Origin of the sequence: Desnuesiella massiliensis (assembly GCF_001403615.1) — a bacterium.
Lineage (GTDB): Bacteria > Bacillota > Clostridia > Clostridiales > Clostridiaceae > Desnuesiella > Desnuesiella massiliensis.
The window spans coordinates 727,226-751,924 of the sequence record NZ_LN879457.1; the positions used below are offsets into that span (position 1 = coordinate 727,226).

The following is a 24,699-nucleotide window of genomic DNA, read 5'->3' on the forward strand; positions in this document are numbered from 1 at the left end:
TGCCATATCTGCTCTGTCACAGTTGGTAGGAATCGCTCACGCTCCGTTTGGTTTTTCCCCCTTTCAACGGGCGGTTTTGGCGTACCCTGTGGCTTGGCTCCCTTTTGATTGAACGTATCCGGGTTATCTGTATTCAGTTGTCAAAGAACGGCAGATGGAGAAAAAACTCCTTCTAATAGCCATGTGATTTGAAAGGCAAATTCGGAACTGGAAATTAAGACTTTTTCAAAAATTTCTCCATGCTTTTCAACCCTTTCTCAATAGCAACTCTGACGGCTTTTTCATTTATACCCTCTGCCCGTGCAATATCGGATTTACTCATACCGAGTATGTAATGGGCATAAATTCGTTTTCCTTGCTTGTCCGGCAAGTAAGCGATTGCGGAGTGCAGTTGTTCGGAAGTAATTTTACGCTCGTAAATCTCGCAAGGGGAAAGGGATTCAAAAAGAATATCCTTTTCGATCCCGTCGTCAGCGTCCAGCGAATAGTGGGCTTTGTTATAGAAGCGGCGGCGAATGTAGTTTTTCTCCAAACGTTCTGCTTCCAGCAAAGCGTCCTTGATTTCATCTGATATCTCAACAAAAAAGTCTGAATTATAAAACGGGTAATAATCCCGCAGATTGATTTTTGCCATAAGGCGTTCCTCCATTTCGATTTTTTAGGGAATAGTGAATCGAAATGGAGCGGGAGGGGAACGACAGCGAGGTCGGACTTCAGGCCAAGTTGGCCCGAAGTGACAAGGCTTGTTCCATACGTTGTCAGTGAAAAAAGGATACAAAAAAACACCTTTACGCAAATTAGCGCGAAAGGTGTCGAATAAAAAATGGGCGCAATAGCCGCCCACAAGTTGATATAATACTTTTAAACTATGTAAATGAAATTTTTCTGCTATATTAAACCGTCACAATATGGCGGCGTTTCTCTCAGAGAAAAAAATGCTTTGGGGTACATAAAAACCTCCTTATCCCAAAGCCGCCAGAATAAGAAGAATTACAGGTATACTCTTTCCGATTTTTAACGGAAAATGACGGCTTTGTATGTCTGTTAAATTTGTCAGCAATCGTATAACAGAAAATTGTTATATGAAAAGAGCCGATAATCAAGAGATATGTACTCATTGATTATCGGCTCTGCGTCTTTGCGTCTGGCTCTTTGATAACTGACATATTGAGTTGTAGCACATTGATTAGAGATTCTTGTTTACATTTGGGACAGTATAGGGGGAAGTTTTCGAGGATTGTATCTTTCCTAATTTTCAGTCTTGTTTTATTGCCACATATAGGACATAGTAACCATTGAACTTCAATCATTATCACCCCCTACATCATTTCATTAGTTGCTATTTTTCTGCTCTAATAATTACTGTTCCACAATTTTGATACAAAACTTCAACCGTTTTAAAACCGGCGTTTTTCATAAGTTCAAATTGATGTACCAATGTCAGTGGAATATCAATTTGTATAAACATATCTTCGGGTGTATTATTTTGCTTGCGCTTATATTCGTATTCCTTAAGGCAATGCGCTTCCTCTTCATCGCAATAGGCAAATCTAGTATATTTCTGTTGCGTTGGACGGTAAGCTTTTAACGCGCTCAAGGTAGCTCTTGCTATTTCTTGCTTCTGTCAAATCGTAGGGGAAATTTAATTTCTCACTTACCTCCAAAGAAATTTTCTGAAACAAATCGCACATGAGAAAAACAGCATCCCATATAGCGTTTATTTGTGCTTTCGAATAAGATTCTAAGTATTGTTCATAAATCCCTTTCGGCAAATACTTGTCCATGTATTTTGCGGATTTCCCTGCGCTGACTGAAAAATCATTATCAATCCCAATTTTCCATTCCAGCAGCCGCCTAAGCATTGGCCTTATTTGAAAATTTATCATATCCATTGCATATGGAATCTCATTCCTCCATAATCCCTTCGCCACACTATTTAAACACCACCAAAATTCATTACATGTACAATAGAATTGATTTGGCACCGGCTTTTTCACCCAATATTCTTCATCGGACAATACTTGTTTTTGAGGCATGATATTGTCCTTGTCAACTAGTGTTTTATACAATTCTAGACTATTAAGTACATTTTCTAATGTCTTTACATGTAAATCCAATCTATTTCCATCAGTGAATTGAATTAGCCAACCATAGCAATTTTCAACATCAGAAGTGTAGTAGATATTTTCCTCTGGATATTGCATATACAAGCGCTCACCAAATCGATCAATCCAGGCTTTGTCCTCTCTGAATGACCTTGTTTCTGTAACAACATATACAATATCATAATCTTGAAAGATATCTTTTGGTACATTTGGATTTGCACGTGAACCTTCTAAGTAGGCCGCACGAATGCGGACATCATTGTTGGCAACTGCTATGATTAAATCCATCATTTCTTTTTCTGATCGCATACTGTGTCTCCTTTTATAGTGAAGATAAACTAAGTTATCCGGACAATTTTCTATTATATCAACTTATGAAAATGCGGCCTCATATTCTCGTATGTACAATGATATCGAAATCCCATATCGAATAATACTTTCTTGGTATTTTCAATATGTGCACCTAGCTGTCCTTTTTTATGACTGTCGCTTCCAATCGTGATAATCTCACCGCCTAATTTTTTATATAAAGTAAGTATATCTTTGGATGGTGTCATATCCGTAAGTCCATATCTGTAGGATGACGTATTTACTTCTATTCCTTTTCCATCACGAATGACAATTTTTAAAATTTCATTAACTATGTCTGAAATCTTTTCAAACGGATATGTGCCATTTTTATCATATCTTATAATAATATCTAAATGTCCCAAAACACTATAATTTTTATATTGTTTTACAATTTCCAGCAGCTCTTGATAATATTTTTCGTTATATTCTTTCTGGCTCTTTCCTTTCTGAAAATCCTGTGTCCATAATTCCAAGTTATCTATTTGATGCACAGATAGAATAATAAAATCAAATGGATATTTCACAAAGAGCTTTTCATATTGAGAAATTGTATGCACCTGTACTCCAAACTCCATTCCCTTTTTTATAGCAATCAAGTCACCATATAAATATTGTAATTCCTTAATCGTCTCAAAATATTCTGGATAATACACATTTGCCATAGGCATACCATCGCGATATTGAATTTCTTTCTTATCATTCCAGTCCAGCTTAACTCCATAATCTACATGATCCGTAAAACATATTTCTTCCATTTTTATTTGTATTGCATCTTTTACAACCTCTTCCATTTCATAAACAGAATCATCGCTAAATTCTGTGTGAACATGATAATCAGCAAACATTTTCTTCATCCCTTCAAGCAGTTTTTTTTACCAGCAATTCATGCATCATCACCATTAATAAAAGAATGATTAGCAAATATACCGGCAGCAAAACAATATTTATATGCTTTGCAATTAAGCCGAATAGCGGCGGCATCACACAGGTTCCCACATATGCACTTGCCATCTGAACCCCGATGATTGCCTGTGACTTATCCGCACCAAAACGGGACGGAGTGGAGTGAATAATACATGGGTAGATTGGCGCACATCCAAAACCAAAGAAAAACAAGCCGACCAAAGATATTACTTCATTTAACGGCAGTAACATCATAATAATACCAGCCGCAATGATTCCCTGCCCCAGACGAATCATTTGTAAATCGCTTAATTTCATACTTATAAATCCACTTAATACCCTCCCAATGGTAATACCAATAAAAAACATACTTGCAAAACCAGCCGCTGTCTCAATTGAAAATCCTTTGATCAGGGTAAGATAACTGCTTGCCCATAAGCCGGTCGTCTGTTCCAAAGCACAGTAGCAAAAGAAACAAAGCATTACTTCTTTTGCTCCAGAAATCTGAATTACCTCTTTCAAAGGCAATGCTTTTCCCGCTAAAATATCATTCTCTTCTGCCGTCCCTTTTTGGTTCTTCCATAACGGCAGGCTAAAAAACAAAACTACTGCAAAAGCAATCTGTAAAAAGGAAATATACTGATAACCTGCATTCCAATTCTGACCATGCTTCAAGGCATATCCCATCATATAAGGCCCAATAGTTGCGCCGATTCCCCACATACAATGAAGCCAACTCATATGTCTGCTTGCATAGTGAAGTGCTACATAATTATTCAAGGATGCATCAACACTACCTGCTCCAAGTCCGTAAGGAACTGCCCAGAAACAAAGCAAACCAAATGAGTGTGAACTGGAAAAGCCAAATAAAGCAACTGCCGTCATAGTAATGCTGATGGTCGTTATCTTTCCGGTTCCAAATTTACGGGTAAGTTTATCACTCTGTAAACTTGAAACAACGGTTCCGATTGCAATAATCATAGAAATGACGCCTATGTATGAAATCGGCACCCCAAATTCCATATACATGGATGGCCATGCCGAACCCAATAAGGAATCGGGCAATCCAAGACTAATAAATGCAATATAGATAATTACTAACAGTAATTGAAACATATTGATCTCCTTCTCTTTTTTGTGATATAATAATATCATCATTCAACGAACTTTTATATAATATTTCACTCGAAATTATATAATAAAATCGTCGAAGAGTAGGTATCTTGTATGAGCATAGCAAAATGTAATGTAACAGTGAATTCTTCCGGTGAAGAAGTTCAAAAGCATGGAACGTCAGAATTCCCGATTGCTTTTTATGAGGAAAACTTATCAAGCTATTCTATTCCCTGGCACTGGCACGAAGATTTTGAGATTATATGGGTAATCTCAGGATCGATAAAAGTATCTGTTAATAGCACAGAACATATCCTAAACAAAAATCAAGGGATATTTATCAATGCAGGCTTTCTTCATTCCATTCATGCAACAAACGATGGCGAATACGTTTTAAGATCCATTGTTTTTCATCCAAGGCTAATCGGAAGCATAGATAGTATATACTGGCAAAATTATATTGAGCCGATTATCCAGAATAAAAATCTGCCATACATTTTATTAGACCCATTCATTAACTGGCAGGACAAAATACTCGCTTACTCGATTTCTGTATGGAACAGACTTTATAACACTGAAAATGGTTTTGAAATATATGTCAGGAACGAATTATCGCAATTGATTCTAATTGTGCTAACAAATCATTCCATATGTGAAGCAAAACCCAGCATTCGAAATCTTCGAAATGCCGATCGAATAAAAACCATGCTTCAATACATTCAGATGCATTTTTCAGAAACCATAACCATCTCTACTTTAGCAAGGGTAGCGCTGATCAGTGAAAGCGAAGTTCTGCGCTGTTTTCACCGTACAATCCATTCCACACCGAATCAGTACCTGAAACAATATCGAATCCAAAAAGCATGTCAAATGTTAATCGATACAGATATGACTTCTATCGATATTGCCTTTCAATGCGGATTTCAAAGCAGCAGCTACTTTACGAAAACTTTCCGAGAACAGATTGGCTGTACCCCTTTGGAGTACAGAAAAAGGGATCAGCAATGCTAATCCCTCTTTCTAATGTAATGAAAAGTTAGACACGACGACCAACTGATATTCGGCAAAAACATTGAATTTTTCTATTTCGAATCTACATATTAAAATCTTCTGCATCTTTTACGGGGTACCCTTTAGTAATCAGGGCTTTAGCAAAAAGTCCCTGACCAGATATTAGCTTCCCGGTAAATGTTCCATCATATATATTGTTAACTCCGCAAGTTGGACTTCTTGACTGCAAAATAGCCAAATCAATTTTTTCTCCTTCTATTTTTTCTAATGCAAGCGCAACTGCTTTCCTATAATCAGAATCAACATTATTTCCCTTATCATCCATCACTACTTCATCAACAATCTCAGCACATGGTCGGGGAATAGGCATATTGGCTAACATTTCAGGACAAATACTGAGAACCTCTTTTCCTTTTAGATATTCAATCACAGCTTCATTGCGATTGTTTCTTCCATTATATTTACAATTACATCCTAGTACACATGCACTTACTAATACTTTCATACTCAACAACTCCTATGGATGACTTTTACCTTAATCTATATATTTCTCATACATCACCGTTTCGCTTATTTCTTTGCGTTGGGCAATATGACGCTCTGGACTTAAAAAGCCTTTTTCTGGATACCCCATTAAGAGTAAAGCTGTCGGTTCTATGTACTCTGGTAAATGAAATTCATTGCTTATAATTGCTGGATCAAACAAACCAACCATTACGCTTCCAATATTTAATTCTCTTGCTGCCAACATCAGGTGGTCACAGACAATACCTATATCCAAATCGCCAGAACATTTTTGATCAAATGGCCGTATTAATTCATCCCGTCGATCCCGACACACGATAAAAACACACTTAGAACCAAACGTTTGATAAGCCTTTTTAATTTTTAAAATGTTTTCTTCACTTTGAACAACAATAATCCTTTGTGGTTGTTTATTACAGGCTGTAGGGGCGACACGTCCAGCCGATAAAATCTGATTTAAGTCATCTTTTGGAATCTGTGCTCCCGTAAAGCCGCGTGTTGTGCAGCGTTGTTTTGCCAGTGTTAAAAAATCCATTATTCTTCCTCCTATATACGAATGATTATTCACATTATTATTATAGTACCCGCATTGATAGATGTCAACAAAATGCGAATAATGATTCACATTTCATTGACCTGATTTAAAGTTCCAAGTATAATAAAAAAGAGGTGACAAACTATAAACAGTCAAGTGATTTTTGAAGATTTTTTGATTATGTAAAAAAGGGTTACTTTAATAAGCCATCTGAATACACCGTATTTCAGATGGAACAAAACTTTCAAAGATCGGATATTAACGAAGCCTCTGGATATTAAAGTCCATATCTTGTCTCTCCAATGCGTAGATGACTCTAATAAGCTTCTTTGCTACATGAGTAATGGCTACCCGATGAGGCTTGCCTTCTCCGCGTTTCCTGGCATAGTAAGCAGCAAATGTCATATCGAAACGGATCAAAGGAAGGCAGCAATTAATCAGTGTATAACGGAGCTGAGACGAACCACGTTTTACCATTCGACCTCCGTGTGATTCGGTTCCTGATTCATTAATACCGGGTTCAATTCCGGCAAAAGCAAGCATCTGTCCGGGATTAGAGAAATTAGTTATATCTCCATATTCAGAATAGATAACAGCAGCTGATAACGGACCAATACCAGGAACAGACATGTAATGAGGATGTACTTCTTCAATGAGTTTATAAATCTCATTCTCAAGAGTATCAATCTCTTTGACAAGGGATTTATATAAAGTCAGCAAGCTGTTTAATTCAACATCAAATATAGAATTGTTGACACCTACAGTATTAGCAGCAAGTTCCTTTAATCGCAGGAATTGTTGAGGAGAAAACTTTCCTCTGGATACGGAACGAAGCTTCTCGTACGAAGTAGAATTCATTCTTGCCATCTTTTCTGCGGAACCATAGTTTTCAAGCAGATAGAGAGCGGTTTTAGATAAGCGTTCATTGAAGAAAGGTTTAAATTCAGGAAACGTGTGATCCAGTACATTGGTAATCTTTACAAGATAGAAAGAACGCTGACGAATGAACTTATCGCGTAAACGAGTTAATGACTTTAAAGAATAAGCGTGGTAAAATCCTTTTGAATGGGGTTTGTACTCAACAGTCATTAACCAACGAGCTATTGATTCGCAGTCAACAGAGTCGGTTTTTGTACGCCTTAATGTTGTTGATTTCTTGTATTCCTTGATAAGGACTGGATTAACTTCCATAAAGCTGTGGTTGGCATTTTCGAGGAAAAGTTCAAGATTGAGGGCATAGTGGGCAGTTGATTCAAACCCTATTCTTATGTCTTCAGGATTGGAGAGGGAGTTAAAGATAGTAAGAAGTTGAGCAAATCCGGATTTATCATTCTTGATAGTAAATTTTGAAACAACTTTTTGCTCAGCTGCAGATAGGATGCAGCAATCGTGTTTGTACTTGGAAATATCAATTCCAACAAAGTACATGGACATTGAAGATATACCTCCTGATAAAAAATTTTGAGCACTGTTGTCTTCCACAGAGAATTCGGCTGTGTAATCACGTAAATACAAACGTCGATGCGTTAACAAACTGATTAACAGTAATAGACGAAAAGCTGTGGTCTGAGTCACCTCCAAACAGTCAAAGCCGTAATTTTATAGGTACAGATCCACAGTGCCATTTCAAAATATATCAGAGATGGATTAAAATACCCAGTAGATTCTGGGAGAAAGGAAAAATCCAATTACCATCTAAGATAATTGGATTATACGTGATATTATGAATGATGTAAGAGAACCCATTCAAAAACGTTCTATTGAAACAAAGAAAAAAATACTAGATGCCGGGTTTGCCCTTTTTTGCGAAAAAGGATATTATAAAACCAATACAATTGAGATTGCCAAACGTGCTGGTATCTCAACAGGAGCGCTATATAGTTACTTTAAAGATAAGAAACAAATATACATTGCTGCTTTTCACGATTATCTTGAAAATATTTCAGGCCATTTACTTGAAAAATTAAGTTTGCAACAACCTTTTTCACTAGCTAGTTTTGTCGAAAATTGGATCTGTTATTATATTGACTTATATGCCGATACCAGTCACGCTCTGGCTCAGTTAAGAATGATGATATCAGAAGATACTGATATCAATCGTCATTTTTCCAATTTTGAAAATGAATATTTTTTAAAAATTAAAGAGCTATTAAATAAAAATGGCATAACGCAAGATGACTTATTTGAAAAAGTTTACACTTGCTGCATTTTAATTGATGCTCTTAGACAGGAAAAATCTGCATTTTCACACAACGTCTTAGACTTCAATATTTTTAAAGACCAAGTAACCAAAACTGTCATTGTATTATTGTCAAGTTGATTTTTTATTAAGGGCTAATAAAATCGCAGAGCAAGTCTATTTTTCTGTATGGCAATTCAATTTGTCATTTGATAACTCTATCTATGTAATCTATCAAGGGGTGTAAATGAGAGACTTCAATTAATTCGGAAGCTCTTTCAGACGCAAAGATGGCGTAAGAAATTGCTTTCTTACGCCGGTATTAGCCACAGGTCTAGAGGTCAGGTCTTACCTTTTTCAACTTGTTCAGTTCCCTCGCAAACACATATCAATATTCCATTGTATTAGATAAGGACATTTTCCTTTGGAAAGCGTCATTATTATATCAAAATATACTCCAATCCAAAATCCTTCGCAAAAGTCGTAAACATCTATTAATCCTTCATATTTTCAGACTTTTTACTAAAAAACCATCTCATTCAGGAAAAGAAAGGCATTTGATACAGAAAAAAGGCAATAGCAGGTCCTATACACAGTGATATTAATGTTGTAATCAATTTTTTATGCATAAGAATTATAGCACAAATTAAAAATATTATCTCACAATACATATCATCATGATTACTGGACATAATTTGCAAAAGCATTACCGAAATAACACCTGCTGATAGTAATACCGCTAAGATATTATCTTGCTTTATTTTATGACATAAAACGGCCAAAAACGGCGATATTGCGGTAATTGTATACCAAATTAACATATAGCTATTAACATTAACATGAATCAATAAATGGTATATATGAAATGTAATATTTAGACTTAAGAAAAAAAACAAAACTCTAATTGCAGCTGAAATAGATTTTTCGCTTTTTAATGAAATAAATAATGCAATAAGGATCCATATACCAAAATTTGAAAGAATCGCATTTACATTTATTTGACCTAAGAAGAAATTGATATGGATATGCCTATTGTCTATATAGGCCGAAAAAAGACCTAATAAAACACCAACCACTGTAACGCTTAGTATGGGAATGACATTTTTTTTTTGTTATTTTATTCAACTTTATAACCCTCCAAATTATATAAATAGCGAGTAATATCCATTCGCATTTTTCCATGATACATCTATTTATTTGCTAAATGAGATTGCAGTGTGTAACTGTAGCAATAATAATTAACGCAACGCCTGAACCAAACCATAACCCAACGAAATGGGACAACATCTGCTAAAGGCCCAAAAATCGCCATACCAATAGGCAAAAAACCGGAGTAGATTATTTTTGTATTCCATTGTTTTTATCCATATTTGCATTATACTTTGCGATGAACTTAATGGCAACCATAGCTCCATATATCTTGCCTCTGGAGTCGTATCATAGTACATCTCGGCAGCGAAATTACCGTAAATGCTTACAGTTTCACCATCATCACCGCACACAGACAGACATAATGACCACGTATTCACGCCGAAGTATCAGCGAAAGATAATCTATTATCAATTGAGGGACGACATACGGCAAATCATAAGAGATTTATGCAAAAGGAAGGGAATTGCGATCATAGAAGGACATATAATGCCCGACCATATTCATTTGCTTCTCTCAATTCCACCAAAATACAGTATATCGCAAATCATGGGATATCTCAAAGGAAAAAGTGCGATAATGATTTTCGATAGACATGCAAATTTAAAATACAAATTTGGTAATCGGAATTTTGGGGCGGAAGGATATTAAAAGCAAACCACAATTTTTGTGCCATTTTTGGGGCTTACGCTAACCCGCAAGCAGGGCAAGTGTATTGACACTTGCACATTTTTGAGATTTTCCCTGACGGGAAAACTCAAAAATTGCTTGTTGGGGAGTGCCTTCCCCAAACCCTGCGACTTCGGGCCAACTTGGCCCGAAGTCGGCGCTTCGCACCTCATGTTGCGGCATGTCGCTATCGCTCCATTTCCTTATTTTTCTGCGCGTCCGTCAGGCCAAGCAGATGGTCAATATTGCTTTTCACCGTTACAATTTCCTGCATATCTTTTTTGGTTTCCCGGTACTCCCGGTAAGCCTTTTTCTTGTCTGCCGACAACCGCTGAAACTCCGCTTTCAGCGTATCCATTTTAGGTAACTTTGCCCCGGACAGCAAACGCCGGAAGGTGTCCTGCGCCGCCCGGTAGGTGGCAATATCCGCTTCATGCTCCACAAGATATTTCTTGTTGTACTTTGCCGCCTTATACCCCTCAAACACAGACCGGGTTTTAGCGTAATCCACCATTGCCGCCTTTAGCTCCGCATTGACACGCATAGCGGCTTCGGTGGATTTTATGCTATCCGAAAGCACATGAAAGTGGTCGGTAAGCTCTGCGGCCTTTTGCTCTAAATCCGCATATTCTATCGAGCCGTTTTCCTGTAAATACTGTAATGCCGCCGCCATCTGCTTTAGGTTGAACACCTTCGCCCACCGCTCGTAAGCGGGGCCTTTCCCGGCTCTCATACGGGATTGAATATCGACAATCAGATTGACCTTGTGCCGTTCCATAGGAGCGGCCCCGCCGTCAATCGCCGCTTGTATATCCTCTTGTCCGTAGCCCTTGCCAAGCGTAGAAGAACGGAGCCGGGTAAAGCGCTCCTGCCCCTCTGCCCGAAAGCTGATTGCGCCGCCGCGCCCATACTTGATTTCATAACCAGCCGCCGCCATTGCCTGTAAAAAAGTGTCCATATCCGGCGGCTTCGTTGCAAGGCAAATATCAATCTGCATCTTTAATTTCTCTTGAAAGGTGGGTGGCTTATGACCGCCGAGCCATTCCCCGTAATGCTTGAATTTTCCCTTGCTGTGGCGTTTCGGATTGGTGATAACAGACAGTCCGTTTTCAAGGCATATCCGATCAGAAAGCCGCCGCACCGCACGGGCCGAACCGATAAAATCCCGGAATTTTCGGGTGCAGTCCAGCGAGGTAGAATTGTAGTAAATATGGCAATGAGGGTGGGGGCGGTCAGCATGGGAAACCACGAAAAAGGCGTGTCGCCCTTTTGTCCAGCGCATGGCAAGGTCATAGCTGATTTTAAGGGCGGTTTCCGGGTCGGTTTCGCCGGGCGGGAATGCCTGCCGGATTTGATAATACAGCACATCATTCTCCCGTTTTTGCTCCCGCCCTGTGATAGCTTTGTACTTTGCTTTTGAGAGTAAAAATTCTGCGTCAGCCGTAGCCAGGTCACATTCATAGGCAAGAATTAAATCGCCATTGTGGGTCTTATCTGGATTTTTCCCGTAGTCAAAACCGTCCTTTAAGGTTTCCATAATGGTCATGCCGCTTCCTGCATGACGGGCCATAAGGCGGGTGGTTGCCATGTGCGTTTCCTCCTTTCCTCGAAAAACAACTTCGGGCCAAGTTGACCCGAAGTAGCCCGGCAGTTCTGTTATTCTGATGTTAGCTTACAATGAAAAAGCGAAGCGAGTTGTTCAGGCTGTGCAGTCCGTCAATCAGGTATTCCGCAATGGCGGGAATCCCAAGAGGAGAAATCAAAAACGACAGGAACAGGAACACGCCGAAGCCCAGCTTTTCGCCGCTTATCAGCAGGGCAATACTGATAAGAACACCTATCCCGGAAACCATTTGCAAGAGAGCGGCGGCATAGCAGAATACAAATTCAATCATGGGTGTTACTATCGTCAGCAGAACCACAAACGGCGCGGCGATAATTTTAAATATCAGCTTGATAAACTTCATAAAAATTCTCCTTTCATTGAGCGGCTTTATTGTTGTACCCTACCTATATTTTACCATTTCAGGCAGGGGGGAAACAATGTTGTCGAGGCCGCACCGATCTTGTCCCGGGACTTCGGGACAAGTTGGCTCGAAGTCAGCTTGTATACGTATGGAAAATGCTGTATAATAAAATATAAATAAATTTTACCACTTTTGAAAATTTAGTACATATTGCTGCTTTTGCGACGAAAAGGATGGATAAAGGCGAAGGAGAAGAACAATTATGAATATTGATGAAACATTGTATCAGTCGATGCTCGAAAACCAAAATTGTTTAAAAATTAGCAGTAAGATTGAATTCCCTGTATTTGATAATTTCAATGGGGAAAAAGACCTACAGTCTACGCGTGAACAATATCGAAAGAGAATTGAACCGTGGCTTAGTGCAGCACTACAAACTGAACATTTATCAATGTTAATCGGGACTGGACTTACGATGGCTATCTGTTCTTCTGCTGATGTTAAGTCATCTTCTATGGCAAAGGCAGAATTTGGTGAGGACTTTTCTACTAAAATAAACACTTATGCTGAAAATGCCGCAAAGCAAATGGGAAGAGGTAATTATAATATTGAAGATCAGATACGAACCGCTTTATCCTTGCTTCATGGCTACGAAATAGATAATAATGATGAAGCAGCAAAGAAGCTTGGTGCTGAAATTGATATTGTTCTTACTGATTTTAGTAATAGTATTTTAGAAGCAGAAAAAAGTTTTATGACAGCACTAGAATCTTCAGATACTACCCAATCAGCTAAAGCAGAATTCGCACTATTTTTACTTAAGTCATTTATTACATCTTTCAGTAGTAGGACTGCGACCAGAGAACGAACGCATATTTTTACAACCAATTATGATCGTTTTATAGAACTCGCCTGTGATTATTCAGGTATTAAAATTTTGGATCGCTTTTGGGGAAAAATTGTTCCCCGTTTTCAAGAAAGTCCAGCTACAATTGATTATTATTATCGGACACCAGATGCCAAAAATGAATTTCGCTATGCAGAAGGTGTTGTTCGTTATAGTAAAATTCATGGCTCTGTAGATTGGGTTAATAAAAATAATACAATTTATAAGGATTGTCTTCGATTCGGAGCTGAAAAAGTTGAATTACCCAAAGATAAAACTTATCGTGACCATTTAATGATTTATCCTAATTCCATGAAATCAGTTGAAACAGCCTTATATCCATATTCAGAACTCTTTCGTGATTTTAGCAGTGCAATATGTCGGCCAAATTCAACATTGGTAACATATGGATACGGATTTGGTGATACCCATATAAATAAAATCATCAAAGAAATGCTTAGTACTCCCTCTACGCATTTAATCATTATTTCTTATGGAATGGACGAACGTCTTGTTGGATTTTTAAGACAAATTAATCTTGCTCAAATAACATTACTCTGTGGTAGCGAGTTTGGTAGTATTGAAAATTTAGTACAATTTTATTTACCGAAAGCAGCTATTGACACGATAACTGAATCGGCAAGTAAACTTGTTGATGCTCGTAAAGGATATTTAGACAGAGCGGAGGTTAGTGCGGAGGTGGAGAATGAACTTTAATAATTATTCAGATAAATGCATCGGAATAGTTGACTCGGTTTCTCCTTCCGAAATCAAAGGTTTCTTATTGGATACTGCACCAACAAATGTTTCCATTACTGAGGGTAATATATCTTTATTCCCAAGAATAAATAGTTTTTTAACTATCCCCAATGAAACGGGGTGCTTAGTTGGTATGATTTCGTGGATAGGATATAATCACTTAAATGTAAATAGTGAGGTCAATCTGCCCCGGGGGGCGCGAATTATTTCGTTAAATATACTTGGTCATATCACAGCTACATTAAATGGCCTTGAATTTGAACGAGGAGCATTTACCTTACCTACTGTGGGTGACCCTATTCTTCTTCCTGACCCGGAACAACTGGATACTATCATTGAAAACCATGATGCAGAATCCATCACAATTGGAACGTCACCATTAGCTGGTAATAGGGATGTTCGTATTTCTGTTAATGAACTTTTTGGGAGGCATCTTGCTGTGCTTGGAAACACAGGAAGCGGAAAGTCCTGTACAGTTTCTGGATTGATACGGTGGTCAATAGAATCAAGTGAAAAAACTGGTCAAAAATCTCCAAATGCTCGTTTTATTATTCTTGATCCTAATGGAGAATATAAGCATTCATTTGATAATTTAAATGTTGATGTAACACATTGTACTGTAAAGGACTTGGATAAATCCAGTTCTTCTCAACTACGGATTCCTGCATGGATGTGGACAAGTTCTGAATGGGCTAGTGTATTTCAAGCAAGTGATAAGACACAAAAGCCTTTATTACGTGAAGCTCTTAGAGATCTAAAAGCAGCAAACCAAGATTGTACTAAATTCAGCAAAGAAACTGTAACTGGAGATCGTATTAAAATTTTTATTTATAAATTGGAATGTTTTCTGCGTGAATCAATCGTTTCTCAATCTCATTTGTCTAATGAAAGAACAAAATTCGGAAAAGAACTCAAGGCTAGAACCGATGCGCTTAGGCTCGAAGTTCAAAAGCTTGATGAAACGAACGATTATAAAACAGCTTTAATAAATTTCTGTGACAATACTGATGCTACAATTCAACAATATCAAGGTACATATAACGGAAATCTGTATTACAATATTTTCCCTGCGCAAGATGTTCAAACAATTCTTAGTAACACTATAGGTATCTCTGGGACTTTTGGAAAAGTAAGCGAAAACTTAACATGTAATGAAGACGATCCAATAGAATTCCCCATTGAAAACCTTGCCCCCTATATTGCTGCACTTGCAAATGATACTCAAGTGGCACAATATATTGACTTTATGACTATAAGAATTAAGAGTATTCTTCGTAATTCTTTGCTATCGCCTGTCATTGGAAACAATCCACAAATCACTTTATTAGAATGGGTAAATTTATTTTTGGGTGAATCAAAAGAAAAGAAGGCAAAAATTTGTATTATTGATTTATCCCTATTACCTTCAAACATAGTCCATTTGATGGTTTCAGTCATTGCAAGATTAATTTTTGAAGCATTGCAGAGATACCGAAAGCATTATGAAAAGGAACTTCCAACATTATTGATTATGGAAGAGGCTCATAACTTTATAAAAAAGTATTCTGACAATAATGATAATTCGTCAGAAAAACTATGCACCCAAGTATTTGAGAAGATAGCGCGTGAAGGTAGAAAATTTGGTTTGGGACTTGTTGTTTCCTCACAACGTCCTTCCGAATTATCTCCGACAGTTTTATCACAGTGTAATTCTTTTATCCTTCATAGAATCGTAAATGATCGAGATCAAGATATGGTCAGGAGAATGGTTCCAGATAACATGGGAAATATTTTATCAGAACTTCCCGCTTTACCAACCAAAAAAGCCATTATTTTAGGTTCTGCCGTTTCAATTCCTACTGTGGTAGATATTAAAGATATCCCTTCACAAAACAGGCCGAAATCGGACACTCCAGATTTTTGGAAAGTATGGACATATGCCGAAGAACGTTCTCTGGATTGGAAACCAATTATTGACACTTGGCAAGGCTAATTACCTACTAAAGTAAAAGCGGGGAGCGGCGACATTATGCCAACGCTCCCCGCTTTCCTTATAGCTCCACCACCGCCGTAAGCTGTTTGAGTACCTCCGAAACCCGGCTCCACAACTCTGCATAATCTTTTTGTAGGGCGGTAATTTCGGACGGATACACGCCGTAAGTATTCGCATGAATGGCAACCTGATTCAGATTGTTGGCACATCTGCGTTGCAGGGAAACCAGCTCCCGGACAGGAGCAAGGTCAACATTCAGCACATAGCCATTGAGTGCCATCTTGCGAATATACGCACTTAAATTCTGTGTTCCGGCCTGTGCCATACGTTCCCAAATGGCGGCGTATTCTTCCTCACTCACCCAAACGTAGAGGGGAACGCCCCGCCTGCGTTTGGGGCGGCTCACCGTTCCTCCCGTTCCCGGCTCCGGCGTTTTGCCGGCGGCTCCTTTACCCGGTCTTTTGGCTTTTCCTCCGGCATGGCCTGCGGAACAGGCAGAGGGGCATTATTCGGAATCCCATCAATCATGTTGTAATTCTGTTCGGTGGAAAGCTCTGCGTTTTTCAAATAGTTATCTTTATCGTGCATGATAAATCTCCTTTCAGTTTTGTTACAATTGAATATGTTCTGATGAATTGCTATAATTAGGTTAGAGTTTATGGTGTTTTGGCAAACAGGGATTTGAATAGGAGTAATTTATGGTGGAAATAAAATATAAGCCTGCTGACAATACAGATATTGAGCCTATTTTTGAGTTGAATAAGGCACTTATTGACGAGTACGAAAACAGAGAAATTATTGATTATCAAAAAGTTCTGTTATGGGTACTAAACAAGATTGAAACCCATATACAAGAGTATATATGTGTCACACTAAATGGAAAAAAAGTCGGATATTACTATTTTCATCGAGTAGATGGAAAAATGGAGATTGATGATTTGTATATTTTCCCTCAATATAGAAATATGGGAATAGGGACAGAAGTATTAAAAAAGTGTCTGTCTGAAACAAACCTCCCCATTTTCCTTTATGTTTTCGCAAATAACAAAAGAGCCATTGCTTTATATCAAAAGTTAGGCTTTCGGATAACAGAAATTATTAAAGAATCTCGATATATAATGCAGCGAATTTGATAAATCCTCATTTCTAACGAACATCGGGCCAAGTTGGCCCGATGTTTTGCTATCTGTCCTTTTCCATATTCTTAGTAAGGGAAGAACGGGCGGCAATGGATTTACTTTCAGCCTTGCTTTGCGCCTGTTCCCGCATGGGGCCTTTTCTATCGGGATTGCCGGGAGCGGCCCGAAGCTCATAATCGGCAAGCTGCTTTTCCGTCAGGGGTGCGTCATACACAAGATAGCCCCACGCCAGAAATCGGCCCTGTTCCACACTTTCCCGCTTATCAAAGTTCACAAGGTATAACGGGCCGTTCTCCGTTTTGGGAAACGTGCCAATATCCACCGGCCTTTGTGTAGAATAATATCGGTAAGCCGATTTTTCGGATACGCCGTAATCATGCTGATACTCCGAAACACGGTTCTCATAATCCCTTGTAGCGGCGGATTTATTGGTGGTATAGTGGCCCCAATAGTAGTCGCGCCTGCCGCTTGCGTCCTCGGTAAACTGCCATGTGGCAAAGGGCTGTACTGCCTGCGGATTTTCCCCAAGGGCAAAGCCACGGTCATTCTCAAAGACAATGGCACGTTTGATTTCATATCCTTTTACGTTATCGCTCATTTTCCCTCCGTTCTCATACATAGAAATGTCACGCTGTTACCCTCAAAAAGCGAGGGTATGAAGCATAGATACCTTTTCCTTGAAACCGGGGCCGGAAAGCCCCGGAAATCAAGTCTTTTTCAAGCAAACTTCGTGACACCTTACCCCTTGCTTTTGCGTCTGTACCGCTGTTGGCGGCGGCGGTCTGCTTCACGTTTTCCTTTCCGACGGCAGGCTTCGGAGCAATAGGTCTGACTGGTGACAGGAAGAAAGGCCGCACCGCAGACCGGGCAGGGCTTACGGGAAAGCACCGCAGAGGTTTCTGCTAAATCAGCTTCCAATACCGGGGCAAGAGGAAGCACGGACTTTTGAAAATACTTGCAGTATGCGCCCGTCCAGCATTTATCCAGCATATAGCAACCGCCGTAATCAAGGGGCAGACAGCCATATTCCGGGTCATAGTTGGCACACATCCCTGTTACCAGCCTGCGGATTGCGGCACGTTCCCGGCGGGTCAGTTCGCGGGGTTCGGCGCTCATAAGTCCGACTTCGGGCCAAGTTGGCCCGAAGTTCCCTCCCTTTGCGGTAAAATCAAATCCCGGTAGCAAACGCCTACGCAGACAGAGCCGTTCCAATAACTGCAATCCCGGCAGAGGGAGCCTTTCGGCGCCTTGCGCGGCGAAGCCGGGCGGCACGGACGAGGCTTTTCTTTCATCATTTTTTCATAGGGGCTGTTTGTGAAGTTCATGCGTCCTCGTCCTCCCCGGTATCAGAGGCCTCTCCGTCTACTTCCCACGGCGGGGTATCATCCTCCTGCTCGTCGTAGGTATCGGCCTCGTATTCGTCAAATTCGTCCTCTGCCAAAGCGGCCTGCTCCTGTTTCGGGCGGTAAATCTTAAAGTAATATCCAGCCCCGCCGCCAAGGACTACAACCGCCAGCACCAGCAGGAGCATTGGGGTATTGCTTTTTTGCTCCGGCTCCGGTTCGGGCGTTGGCTCCGGCGTGACTTCGGGGGTAGTTTCCGGCTCCGAAGCGGACAGCGGGTTTTCTTCGTCATTGGTATCCTCGGACTTCTCCGCAAGGGCCAACAGGTCTTTTTCCGTCACGGCGTTCAGAAAATACACATTGTCCGTTTCCCGCTGAAGGTCAATGACAAGGTAAAATACATTTTCGTCCGGGGTGGTAATGGTGTAAAACTGCTTGCCGTCCTCGTCCGTGGCGGTATTGACTACGGTTCCCGTTCCGGCTGGGGTAAAGGGATTGGGGTCGCTGGTTGTTTCAGAAGTCGCCGGAGCTTCCGTTACTTCCGGGGTTTCCTCACCGCCGCTGGCATAGGCCACAGTGCTAAAGGAAAATGCCATTAAAAAAGCGGCGCATAGCACCGCCATCATACGAAATTTCTTCATTCTTCGATTTCCTCCTTTTCAGTTTGGGCGGGTACTGCGGACTTCGGGCCAAGTTGGCCCGAAGTGGCGCCGCCTGCCTTTGCTGCTTTCAGCAGGTCGGCAAGGTCGGTCAGGGAAATATCCATGCCGCGCACCGCGTCCACGATTTCCAGATTTTCCAGCTCGGTTTTCTGCTTTTCCAGTTCTCGGAGCTTCGTTTGAAACTCATTGATTTTATCCTTAGTTTTCTGTATGTCCTTGCTGACACGTTCAATTTTGACGTTCAAAAGTTACCTCCTTTTCGTTATGGCAAACGCCCATAGCCTAAAAAATGATTTTGCCAGTAGTTTGTATTGATCGAAGTGTACTGTATGGGGGAACCGCAATGGATCATCATACCGTTTCCAACGTAAATTCCCACATGGCTTGCGCCGGAAGTATCGTAGGTGCCTTGAAAGAAAATCAGGTCGCCGGGCTGTGCTTCGTCCGGTGGGATATGGGAACAGGAATTGTAAAGCCCTGTTGCGGTGGTTCGCCCCACGCTTCCCACACCCGACTGATTGATGACCCAGCACACAAAGCCCGAACAATCAAAGGAAGTGGAGGGAGAAGAACCGCCCCAGACATAGGGGTAGCCTAAATATTTCTCCGCTTCCGTAATCATGGCGGCAAATTCCGGGTCGGCCAGAGCTTGTGGCGGTATGTCGTAATCGGTGTATTCCCCGGCATGAGCGTAAATATTGCCCTCGAACAGATAAGGGCGGTTGCCTTTGGTCTTTTGGTAAATGGCATAGCGTTCCGTCTGCTCCGGGTCGAGATTGGAAAGAGCCACGGCTCCCAATGACTTATTCTTCAAAGACACATTGAGGATATAGTAATCATAGGGAACCTCGTAGGTGTCGGTATGGGTTTCGCCGTTCTCGTCCGTCCAAGTGTCGGTTTCAGTGCGGTAGCGTACCTCCACCGTTTCCGTGATGGTCAGGATATATTGCTGTCCGAACAGGGCTTGCAGTTCTGCCTGTACCTGTGCCGGGGTGTAGCCGCCGTATTTGGCAGTCAGGTAGGAAGCCAGCTCAAAGGGGTCATGTCCGATTTCGTCCACGGAATAGCGGTACTCGTCATAGCCGGAATAATCCTGTTCTATCCGGGAGAGCCGTTCCCGCAAATCCTTTTCCAGTGTGGTATAGCGTTCTTCCACGGCTTTAATATCGCTGTCCGATGAACCGTAAGAGGTGCCGCCTACAACACTAATCAGGCCGTTGCCAATGGTGGTAATTCCCGCCATGCAGGATTGCAGAATCACAATCAGCAGGAACATTACCAGCGCAAGCAGTAAAACCTTTGGGTTGCTCTTTACAAAAGCCGCAATCGTCCGGGCTGCTTTTTCTGTGAACCTCACCGCTTTTTTGCCCTGCTTTGCGGCTTTCTTTGCTTGCTTTCGGTACTGCTTTTTTAGCTGTTGCTTCTGCCAGAACCGGGAAACCGGGTTACTTTGCAGGCTAGGATTCTCCTGCACAAGCTGGCGGTAAGCGTAATCGGCCCTTGCGCTGATATGCTTATGTTCCCACTTGCGAACCTGCCGGGCAGGTCTGGTGCGGATACGGTGCTTCATAAAGCGTGTACCGCCCCGGACAAGGTGTTCTTCGGCAAGCTCGGTTTTGTGGGCGGCTTCCGTGCCTGCATTTTCATGCTCCACTTGATGGATTTTTCCATGCACATACCGCCATGACTGATACCGGGTGGAACGGCTGAAGGCTTTGACCGGGCCGGGTTTCTTCTGCGGTTTCTGGTTCGCCAATTTTTCACGGGCAGTATTCAGCTTTTCGCCGCTTTTTTCCATACGGAGCTTTGATTTCTCCATACGCTTACCGTCCTGCGCCGCCTTTTTGCTGGTAGAACCATTACGGGAAGCGGATTCGTCGCCGGGCGGTGGCTCACCGTCGCGCCGCAGACGTTCAGAGGGTCGGGGCTTCTTGCTGTCCTGCCGGAGCTTTCCCGACTTCGGGCCAAGTTGGCCCGAAGTTGTGGGGTCAGCATATTTCGGCGGGGTAGCTATTTCCGGGGCGGCTTCATCTTCAAACTGCAATTTTCGTTTTTTCGTATCAGGCGGGGCCGAGCCAGAGCGATTGCCCACAGACAGCGAAGTTCCCAGCGGGTCGGAGGTCGGAGGGGGTGTTTTTCCGGCAATTACCTTTTTCGGTGCAGTCCGCTTTTTTGACTTCGGGTCAAGTTGGCCCGAAGTTGCCGCCTGTCCCTCCGGCTCGAACCGCAAGCGGCCCGGCCTACCCGTATCACGCATTTTGGGCCTCCCTGATGTCCTCCGGGCGAGTGGTAAGCAGATTATAAATCTCACCACGGGGGAAACGGTCTACAAAGGGAATAGTGGTATTGCCGAAGAACAAAAGCCCTTCCCCGGAATTGCTGTGGGCGATATAGGAAAGCTGATGTTCCGATATACCAAGCTGTTTGGCGAGAATCGCCCGGTCGCCCTGTGCCTGTGACAGCAGTATCATAAAGTCGCTGTTTTCCAGAATATTTTCAATTTCCCGGCTGGCTAAAAGATCTTTCACATTCTGCGTGAGGGCACTCGGTACACAGCCTTTTTTACGGAGCATTTTCCATACACGGACAAAGTAGCTGGCAGAAAGTGCGTCCTGCAACAAAATATGAAATTCGTCATAGTAACACCAAGTCGCAAGGCTTCTGGAAAAGTTTTCGTCTACCGCCTGTGTTACCAGCTCGTTTGTGATGTGCATGGCGATTTTGCGTAGGTTTTCGCCCATGCTTTTTAACACGATACAGGTAATGCGGTTGTCGGTCTGCACGTTGGTAGGGTGGTTAAACATATTGAGGGAGCCAGTGCAGTAAAGCTCCAAGGCGGTTGCAATCCGTCTGGCTTCCGGTTCGGGTTGCTGGCACAGGGTTTCATACAGGTTTTGCAAAAGGGGCATTTTTCCGTCCCCGATCCCAAGGGCAAGCTCCCGGTACACCAGCCGCACACAACGGTCAATGACCGTTTTTTCAATGGGCTGTAAGCCCTCCTTTCCGCCGATAATCAGTTCGCATAAGGACAATAAAAAATCCGCTTTCATCGAAAGCGGACTGTCCTCTCCGGCTAAATTCAGCTTTAAGTCCATTGGGTTGATGTGATGGAGGCTATTGGGCGATATTTCTATGACCTCCCCGCCAAGCCGCATGACCAGTGGGGCATATTCGCCCATTGGGTCTACCACGATAATGCGGTCTTTGGTGGCAAGAAACACGTTGATTAGCTCACGCTTTGCGGCGAAGCTCTTGCCGGAGCCGGTACTGCCAAGATACAGGCCGTTAGCGGATTTCAGCTTTTTGCGGTCTGCCATGATAACATTGTGAGAAAGAGCGTTCATACCGTAATACAACGCCTGCCCGTCCATGCGTAGCTCCTGCGTCATAAAGGGAACGAAAATCGCTGTAGAGCTTGTTGTCATGCCCCGCTGTATTTCAATGCCATTCCAGCCAAGGGGCAAGCTACTCATAAAGCCCTGTTCCTGCTGAAAGTCCAGCCGTTTGAGAAAGCAGTTGTATTTCTGCGTAATGCCCGATACCGTGAAAATATCGTTTTCCAACTGCTGGCGGGTGGGAGCCGTATTCACCACAAGGAATGTGAGAAGAAACATTCGCTCGTTGCGGCTCTGTAAATCTGCCAAGAGTGCCGCCGCGTCCTTGCTGTAAGTGAGCAAATCCGGGGGAAGAATATCAATGTCATACCCGGCCCGGGCGGCTTTTTTCTGCTCGTCCATTTTCATACGGTCTATGTCGGTCAGTTTGGCCTTGACCGTTTTCACTGCTTTGGTCTGGTCTACCGTCTGGATATGCAGGGTGATGGTCATTTCCGCGTCTACCTCCAAAAGCTCCGCTAAGAGCTTGTCGGAAAGCTCGGAAGCCATAATCTGCATATACAGAGCCGCGCCCCATGTGGTTCCCACACGAAAGGCGCGGCTTTGGCGAAAATCAAAGGAAGTGGGAGCGATAAAGTCCTTTGTTCCCATACCTGTTTTGGGTATCATATCCCATGAAAAGCGGAATGGCTCCCGTCCTCCGGGGTGTAGCTGGCTGTGCAGCACCTCCAGGCGTTCCCGCCCGGAAAGGGTTGCCGATTGTACGCCCAGCTTCTTGAAGTTCCCCACAATATCCGCTTCGATACGCTCCAAGCGGGGCCGGGCCGCCGCGATTCCGTCTGCTTGAATCCCGAATGTGATGTATTTGGAACGGACAATACCGTTGTTGCTTTTGGCAATCTGGTTTTCCAGCATAGCGGTAAATTCGCCCCGGATACTGTTGAAATCGTCGTCCTGCGGGGAAATGTTCACGTTGTAACGGTTCTCCGGGCGGGAGCGGTGATTGATAAAGGAAAGCTGAAAGGGCAAGGCACTGTCAAAGTAATTGAGAAACCCGCAGTACCCGTCAAAAATGGTGCTTTGGTCGTCACTGGAAGTCACGGCGTAGTTAATATCCTCATAGGAAAGGGTCTTTGTATAGTAGCCCTCCCGCACCTTGCAGATACCGTCTTTCAGCATTTCCTTGTAGGGAATGGTCTGCTGTGCCGACTGCGGCCCGCGCTTTTTAGGCTTTCTACTTTTTACGGGAACGGGCGGGCGTTTTGTTTTTTGTGCCATTGGGTGAAACCTCCTTTCCGGGGTTGCTTAGGTAGGAATAGAAATTCTGTGTCTGATAAGGTCTTGTACGGGGCCACAGGAATTTGGAGCGGACAATATTTTGCACCACCTTTTCCAGCGGCTGTCCGTCACGCTCATACATGGCAATGAGAAAGCAAGGGAGCATAAGGGCTATCATTAAGAGCATAGCCCCGGTATTGCCAATGGAAGTACGGGTAAACAGATACGTCGGAATCCCGATTACCGCCGCCGTTCCAAAACATAAAAGCTGGCGTTTGGTAAGATTGAACGCCATTTGGGTTTTTATTTTTGATAAATCGTTTGGTACGCTTACATAGGCCAATGAAAAATCCTCCTTTCTGACTTCGGGCCAAGTTGGCCCGAAGTTGATTATCGTTCTGCATTGTGGATAGGAACCGTCTGCCGTGCCGGGGTCTTTTCCAGTCCGGCCTGTCGTATCCGCCAATAGTCCGGGTTGTGTTCCCAAAGTGACTTATTGATGTTTTCCTCAAAAGCAGACTTATCCCTAATGCGGTCAGGAATCGTCCACAGCTTTTTATCTAAAAGCTCCCGCAGGGCAACATCTTCCTGTGTATCTTCCTCAAAGCAGAGAAAACCGCTGTGACGAAAGCCACACTTGATCGCGGCAGAAGAAAGCACCGCCGCCATATCCTTTGCAACCATTGTGCCGCCATGACTGGCGGTACTCACAAGAAACACGCCGGGGCAGAGAATATCACAGGTCTGCACCTTGCCCCACGGCGATTGTTCCGGCTGTTGATAGAGCATAAAATCCTCCTTTCCGGCACTTCGGGCCA

25 protein-coding genes and 1 pseudogene are annotated in these 24,699 nt (G+C 42.3%); 6 read left to right on the forward strand and 20 right to left on the reverse strand.

The annotated features are described in order from the left end of the window. Nucleotides 1-214: 214 nt before the first annotated feature. The 5 genes from BN2665_RS21335 to BN2665_RS21355 all read right to left on the reverse strand — a co-directional run bounded on the left by BN2665_RS21335 (nt 215) and on the right by BN2665_RS21355 (nt 4,475). Nucleotides 215-634 (reverse strand): RNA polymerase sigma factor, encoded by a 420-nt coding sequence (locus BN2665_RS21335; protein ID WP_009064814.1) that lies wholly within the window; start codon nt 632-634, stop codon nt 215-217. 487 nt (nt 635-1,121) lie between these two features. After that, nucleotides 1,122-1,310 carry a cysteine-rich KTR domain-containing protein gene (locus tag BN2665_RS21340; RefSeq protein ID WP_011988843.1) on the reverse strand — a complete coding sequence of 63 codons (189 nt, stop codon included), beginning with the start codon at nt 1,308-1,310 and terminating at the stop codon, nt 1,122-1,124. A gap of 240 nt (nt 1,311-1,550) precedes the next feature. After that, complete coding sequence (locus BN2665_RS21345) at nt 1,551-2,414, reverse strand: aminoglycoside 6-adenylyltransferase (protein WP_055669129.1); 864 nt, start codon at nt 2,412-2,414, stop codon at nt 1,551-1,553. Between the two features lie 53 nt (nt 2,415-2,467). Further along, complete coding sequence (locus tag BN2665_RS21350) at nt 2,468-3,301, reverse strand: histidinol-phosphatase HisJ family protein (RefSeq protein ID WP_009064810.1); 834 nt, start codon at nt 3,299-3,301, stop codon at nt 2,468-2,470. A gap of 13 nt (nt 3,302-3,314) precedes the next feature. Continuing rightward, nucleotides 3,315-4,475, reverse strand: a complete 1,161-nt coding sequence (locus BN2665_RS21355; protein WP_009064824.1) for an MFS transporter — start codon at nt 4,473-4,475, stop codon at nt 3,315-3,317. Between the two features lie 111 nt (nt 4,476-4,586). On the opposite strand from BN2665_RS21355, the gene BN2665_RS21360 reads away from it, so the two are divergent. Further along, on the forward strand, nt 4,587-5,483 hold the full coding sequence (locus tag BN2665_RS21360) for an AraC family transcriptional regulator (protein WP_009064827.1): 897 nt from the start codon (nt 4,587-4,589) through the stop codon (nt 5,481-5,483). A gap of 82 nt (nt 5,484-5,565) precedes the next feature. On the opposite strand, the gene BN2665_RS21365 is transcribed toward BN2665_RS21360, so the two are convergent. From BN2665_RS21365 to BN2665_RS21375, 3 genes are all read right to left on the reverse strand, one after another. After that, nucleotides 5,566-5,988, reverse strand: coding sequence for a 2-thiouracil desulfurase family protein (locus BN2665_RS21365; protein ID WP_011988846.1), 423 nt, complete (start codon nt 5,986-5,988; stop codon nt 5,566-5,568). 30 nt (nt 5,989-6,018) lie between these two features. After that, a complete protein-coding gene (locus tag BN2665_RS21370; RefSeq protein WP_009064821.1) occupies nt 6,019-6,543 on the reverse strand; it encodes a nitroreductase family protein in 525 nt (174 codons plus the stop codon). Between the two features lie 258 nt (nt 6,544-6,801). Then, nucleotides 6,802-7,977, reverse strand: coding sequence for an IS110 family RNA-guided transposase (locus tag BN2665_RS21375; protein WP_055669130.1), 1,176 nt, complete (start codon nt 7,975-7,977; stop codon nt 6,802-6,804). Nucleotides 7,978-8,266: 289 nt separating this feature from the next. On the opposite strand from BN2665_RS21375, the gene BN2665_RS21380 reads away from it, so the two are divergent. Beyond that, on the forward strand, nt 8,267-8,863 hold the full coding sequence (locus BN2665_RS21380; RefSeq protein ID WP_055669131.1) for a TetR/AcrR family transcriptional regulator: 597 nt from the start codon (nt 8,267-8,269) through the stop codon (nt 8,861-8,863). A 1,329-nt stretch (nt 8,864-10,192) separates the two neighbouring features. After that, nucleotides 10,193-10,519, forward strand: a pseudogene (tnpA, locus tag BN2665_RS21390) (IS200/IS605 family transposase); the annotation flags it as partial. 208 nt (nt 10,520-10,727) lie between these two features. Here the strand turns inward: tnpA and BN2665_RS21395 are convergent. Both BN2665_RS21395 and BN2665_RS21400 read right to left on the reverse strand, forming a co-directional pair. Continuing rightward, a complete protein-coding gene (locus tag BN2665_RS21395) occupies nt 10,728-12,128 on the reverse strand; it encodes a relaxase/mobilization nuclease domain-containing protein (protein ID WP_055669133.1) in 1,401 nt (466 codons plus the stop codon). 79 nt (nt 12,129-12,207) lie between these two features. Continuing rightward, nucleotides 12,208-12,507 (reverse strand): CD1845 family protein, encoded by a 300-nt coding sequence (locus BN2665_RS21400; RefSeq protein WP_055669134.1) that lies wholly within the window; start codon nt 12,505-12,507, stop codon nt 12,208-12,210. 262 nt (nt 12,508-12,769) lie between these two features. Between BN2665_RS21400 and BN2665_RS21405 the strand changes: the two genes are divergently transcribed. Next, complete coding sequence (locus tag BN2665_RS21405; protein ID WP_055669135.1) at nt 12,770-14,110, forward strand: SIR2 family protein; 1,341 nt, start codon at nt 12,770-12,772, stop codon at nt 14,108-14,110. Next, nucleotides 14,100-16,124, forward strand: coding sequence for an ATP-binding protein (locus tag BN2665_RS21410; protein WP_055669136.1), 2,025 nt, complete (start codon nt 14,100-14,102; stop codon nt 16,122-16,124). Before BN2665_RS21405 ends, BN2665_RS21410 begins: the two co-directional genes overlap by 11 nt. Nucleotides 16,125-16,182: 58 nt before the next feature. Here the strand turns inward: BN2665_RS21410 and BN2665_RS21415 are convergent, their stop codons facing one another. Both BN2665_RS21415 and BN2665_RS21420 read right to left on the reverse strand, forming a co-directional pair. After that, nucleotides 16,183-16,530 carry a plasmid mobilization protein gene (locus tag BN2665_RS21415; RefSeq protein ID WP_055669137.1) on the reverse strand — a complete coding sequence of 116 codons (348 nt, stop codon included), beginning with the start codon at nt 16,528-16,530 and terminating at the stop codon, nt 16,183-16,185. After that, entirely contained in the window at nt 16,527-16,712 is a 186-nt protein-coding gene (locus BN2665_RS21420) for a DUF4316 domain-containing protein (RefSeq protein ID WP_055669138.1), read from the reverse strand. Before BN2665_RS21420 ends, BN2665_RS21415 begins: the two co-directional genes overlap by 4 nt. Before the next feature lie 110 nt (nt 16,713-16,822). Between BN2665_RS21420 and BN2665_RS21425 the strand changes: the two genes are divergently transcribed. Then, nucleotides 16,823-17,257, forward strand: a complete 435-nt coding sequence (locus BN2665_RS21425; protein WP_055669139.1) for a GNAT family N-acetyltransferase — start codon at nt 16,823-16,825, stop codon at nt 17,255-17,257. Between the two features lie 49 nt (nt 17,258-17,306). Here BN2665_RS21425 and BN2665_RS21430 read toward each other — a convergent pair whose 3' ends face one another. From BN2665_RS21430 to BN2665_RS21460, 8 genes are all read right to left on the reverse strand, one after another. Then, nucleotides 17,307-17,861 (reverse strand): defense against restriction DarA-related protein, encoded by a 555-nt coding sequence (locus tag BN2665_RS21430; protein WP_055669140.1) that lies wholly within the window; start codon nt 17,859-17,861, stop codon nt 17,307-17,309. A gap of 140 nt (nt 17,862-18,001) precedes the next feature. Continuing rightward, the gene (locus BN2665_RS26490; RefSeq protein WP_074042380.1) at nt 18,002-18,379 is read right to left on the reverse strand and encodes a cysteine-rich VLP domain-containing protein; all 378 of its coding nucleotides are present in this window, start codon (nt 18,377-18,379) and stop codon (nt 18,002-18,004) included. Between the two features lie 205 nt (nt 18,380-18,584). After that, a complete protein-coding gene (locus BN2665_RS21440; RefSeq protein WP_055669142.1) occupies nt 18,585-19,247 on the reverse strand; it encodes a CD1107 family mobile element protein in 663 nt (220 codons plus the stop codon). Beyond that, nucleotides 19,244-19,513: a DUF4315 family protein gene (locus BN2665_RS21445; RefSeq protein WP_013271028.1), complete on the reverse strand. Its 270-nt coding sequence runs from the start codon at nt 19,511-19,513 to the stop codon at nt 19,244-19,246. Before BN2665_RS21445 ends, BN2665_RS21440 begins: the two co-directional genes overlap by 4 nt. A 17-nt stretch (nt 19,514-19,530) precedes the next feature. Continuing rightward, nucleotides 19,531-21,525: a C40 family peptidase gene (locus tag BN2665_RS21450; protein WP_055669143.1), complete on the reverse strand. Its 1,995-nt coding sequence runs from the start codon at nt 21,523-21,525 to the stop codon at nt 19,531-19,533. Continuing rightward, nucleotides 21,518-23,881 carry a VirB4-like conjugal transfer ATPase, CD1110 family gene (locus BN2665_RS21455; RefSeq protein WP_074042382.1) on the reverse strand — a complete coding sequence of 788 codons (2,364 nt, stop codon included), beginning with the start codon at nt 23,879-23,881 and terminating at the stop codon, nt 21,518-21,520. Before BN2665_RS21455 ends, BN2665_RS21450 begins: the two co-directional genes overlap by 8 nt. Then, complete coding sequence (locus BN2665_RS26500; protein WP_074042383.1) at nt 23,838-24,224, reverse strand: PrgI family protein; 387 nt, start codon at nt 24,222-24,224, stop codon at nt 23,838-23,840. Before BN2665_RS26500 ends, BN2665_RS21455 begins: the two co-directional genes overlap by 44 nt. A gap of 47 nt (nt 24,225-24,271) precedes the next feature. Next, nucleotides 24,272-24,670 carry a DUF7007 domain-containing protein gene (locus BN2665_RS21460; RefSeq protein WP_055669144.1) on the reverse strand — a complete coding sequence of 133 codons (399 nt, stop codon included), beginning with the start codon at nt 24,668-24,670 and terminating at the stop codon, nt 24,272-24,274. Nucleotides 24,671-24,699: the final 29 nt, after the last annotated feature.

What these genes read in the sequence shown, in the direction of transcription:
- BN2665_RS26490 (WP_074042380.1), bottom strand. Translation starts at nt 18,379, where the DNA reads ATGAGCGCCGAACCCCGCGAACTGACCCGCCGGGAACGTGCCGCAATC.
- BN2665_RS21360 (WP_009064827.1), top strand. Translation starts at nt 4,587, where the DNA reads ATGAGCATAGCAAAATGTAATGTAACAGTGAATTCTTCCGGTGAAGAA.
- BN2665_RS21430 (WP_055669140.1), bottom strand. Translation starts at nt 17,861, where the DNA reads ATGAGCGATAACGTAAAAGGATATGAAATCAAACGTGCCATTGTCTTT.
- BN2665_RS21450 (WP_055669143.1), bottom strand. Translation starts at nt 21,525, where the DNA reads ATGCGTGATACGGGTAGGCCGGGCCGCTTGCGGTTCGAGCCGGAGGGA.
- BN2665_RS21420 (WP_055669138.1), bottom strand. Translation starts at nt 16,712, where the DNA reads ATGCACGATAAAGATAACTATTTGAAAAACGCAGAGCTTTCCACCGAA.
- BN2665_RS21380 (WP_055669131.1), top strand. Translation starts at nt 8,267, where the DNA reads ATGAATGATGTAAGAGAACCCATTCAAAAACGTTCTATTGAAACAAAG.
- BN2665_RS21345 (WP_055669129.1), bottom strand. Translation starts at nt 2,414, where the DNA reads ATGCGATCAGAAAAAGAAATGATGGATTTAATCATAGCAGTTGCCAAC.
- BN2665_RS21350 (WP_009064810.1), bottom strand. Translation starts at nt 3,301, where the DNA reads ATGTTTGCTGATTATCATGTTCACACAGAATTTAGCGATGATTCTGTT.
- BN2665_RS21455 (WP_074042382.1), bottom strand. Translation starts at nt 23,881, where the DNA reads ATGGCACAAAAAACAAAACGCCCGCCCGTTCCCGTAAAAAGTAGAAAG.
- BN2665_RS21355 (WP_009064824.1), bottom strand. Translation starts at nt 4,475, where the DNA reads ATGTTTCAATTACTGTTAGTAATTATCTATATTGCATTTATTAGTCTT.
- BN2665_RS21425 (WP_055669139.1), top strand. Translation starts at nt 16,823, where the DNA reads ATGGTGGAAATAAAATATAAGCCTGCTGACAATACAGATATTGAGCCT.
- BN2665_RS21405 (WP_055669135.1), top strand. Translation starts at nt 12,770, where the DNA reads ATGAATATTGATGAAACATTGTATCAGTCGATGCTCGAAAACCAAAAT.
- BN2665_RS21440 (WP_055669142.1), bottom strand. Translation starts at nt 19,247, where the DNA reads ATGAAGAAATTTCGTATGATGGCGGTGCTATGCGCCGCTTTTTTAATG.
- BN2665_RS21410 (WP_055669136.1), top strand. Translation starts at nt 14,100, where the DNA reads ATGAACTTTAATAATTATTCAGATAAATGCATCGGAATAGTTGACTCG.
- BN2665_RS21365 (WP_011988846.1), bottom strand. Translation starts at nt 5,988, where the DNA reads ATGAAAGTATTAGTAAGTGCATGTGTACTAGGATGTAATTGTAAATAT.
- BN2665_RS21400 (WP_055669134.1), bottom strand. Translation starts at nt 12,507, where the DNA reads ATGAAGTTTATCAAGCTGATATTTAAAATTATCGCCGCGCCGTTTGTG.
- BN2665_RS21335 (WP_009064814.1), bottom strand. Translation starts at nt 634, where the DNA reads ATGGCAAAAATCAATCTGCGGGATTATTACCCGTTTTATAATTCAGAC.
- BN2665_RS21340 (WP_011988843.1), bottom strand. Translation starts at nt 1,310, where the DNA reads ATGATTGAAGTTCAATGGTTACTATGTCCTATATGTGGCAATAAAACA.
- BN2665_RS21395 (WP_055669133.1), bottom strand. Translation starts at nt 12,128, where the DNA reads ATGGCAACCACCCGCCTTATGGCCCGTCATGCAGGAAGCGGCATGACC.
- BN2665_RS21375 (WP_055669130.1), bottom strand. Translation starts at nt 7,977, where the DNA reads ATGTCCATGTACTTTGTTGGAATTGATATTTCCAAGTACAAACACGAT.
- BN2665_RS21370 (WP_009064821.1), bottom strand. Translation starts at nt 6,543, where the DNA reads ATGGATTTTTTAACACTGGCAAAACAACGCTGCACAACACGCGGCTTT.
- BN2665_RS21460 (WP_055669144.1), bottom strand. Translation starts at nt 24,670, where the DNA reads ATGCTCTATCAACAGCCGGAACAATCGCCGTGGGGCAAGGTGCAGACC.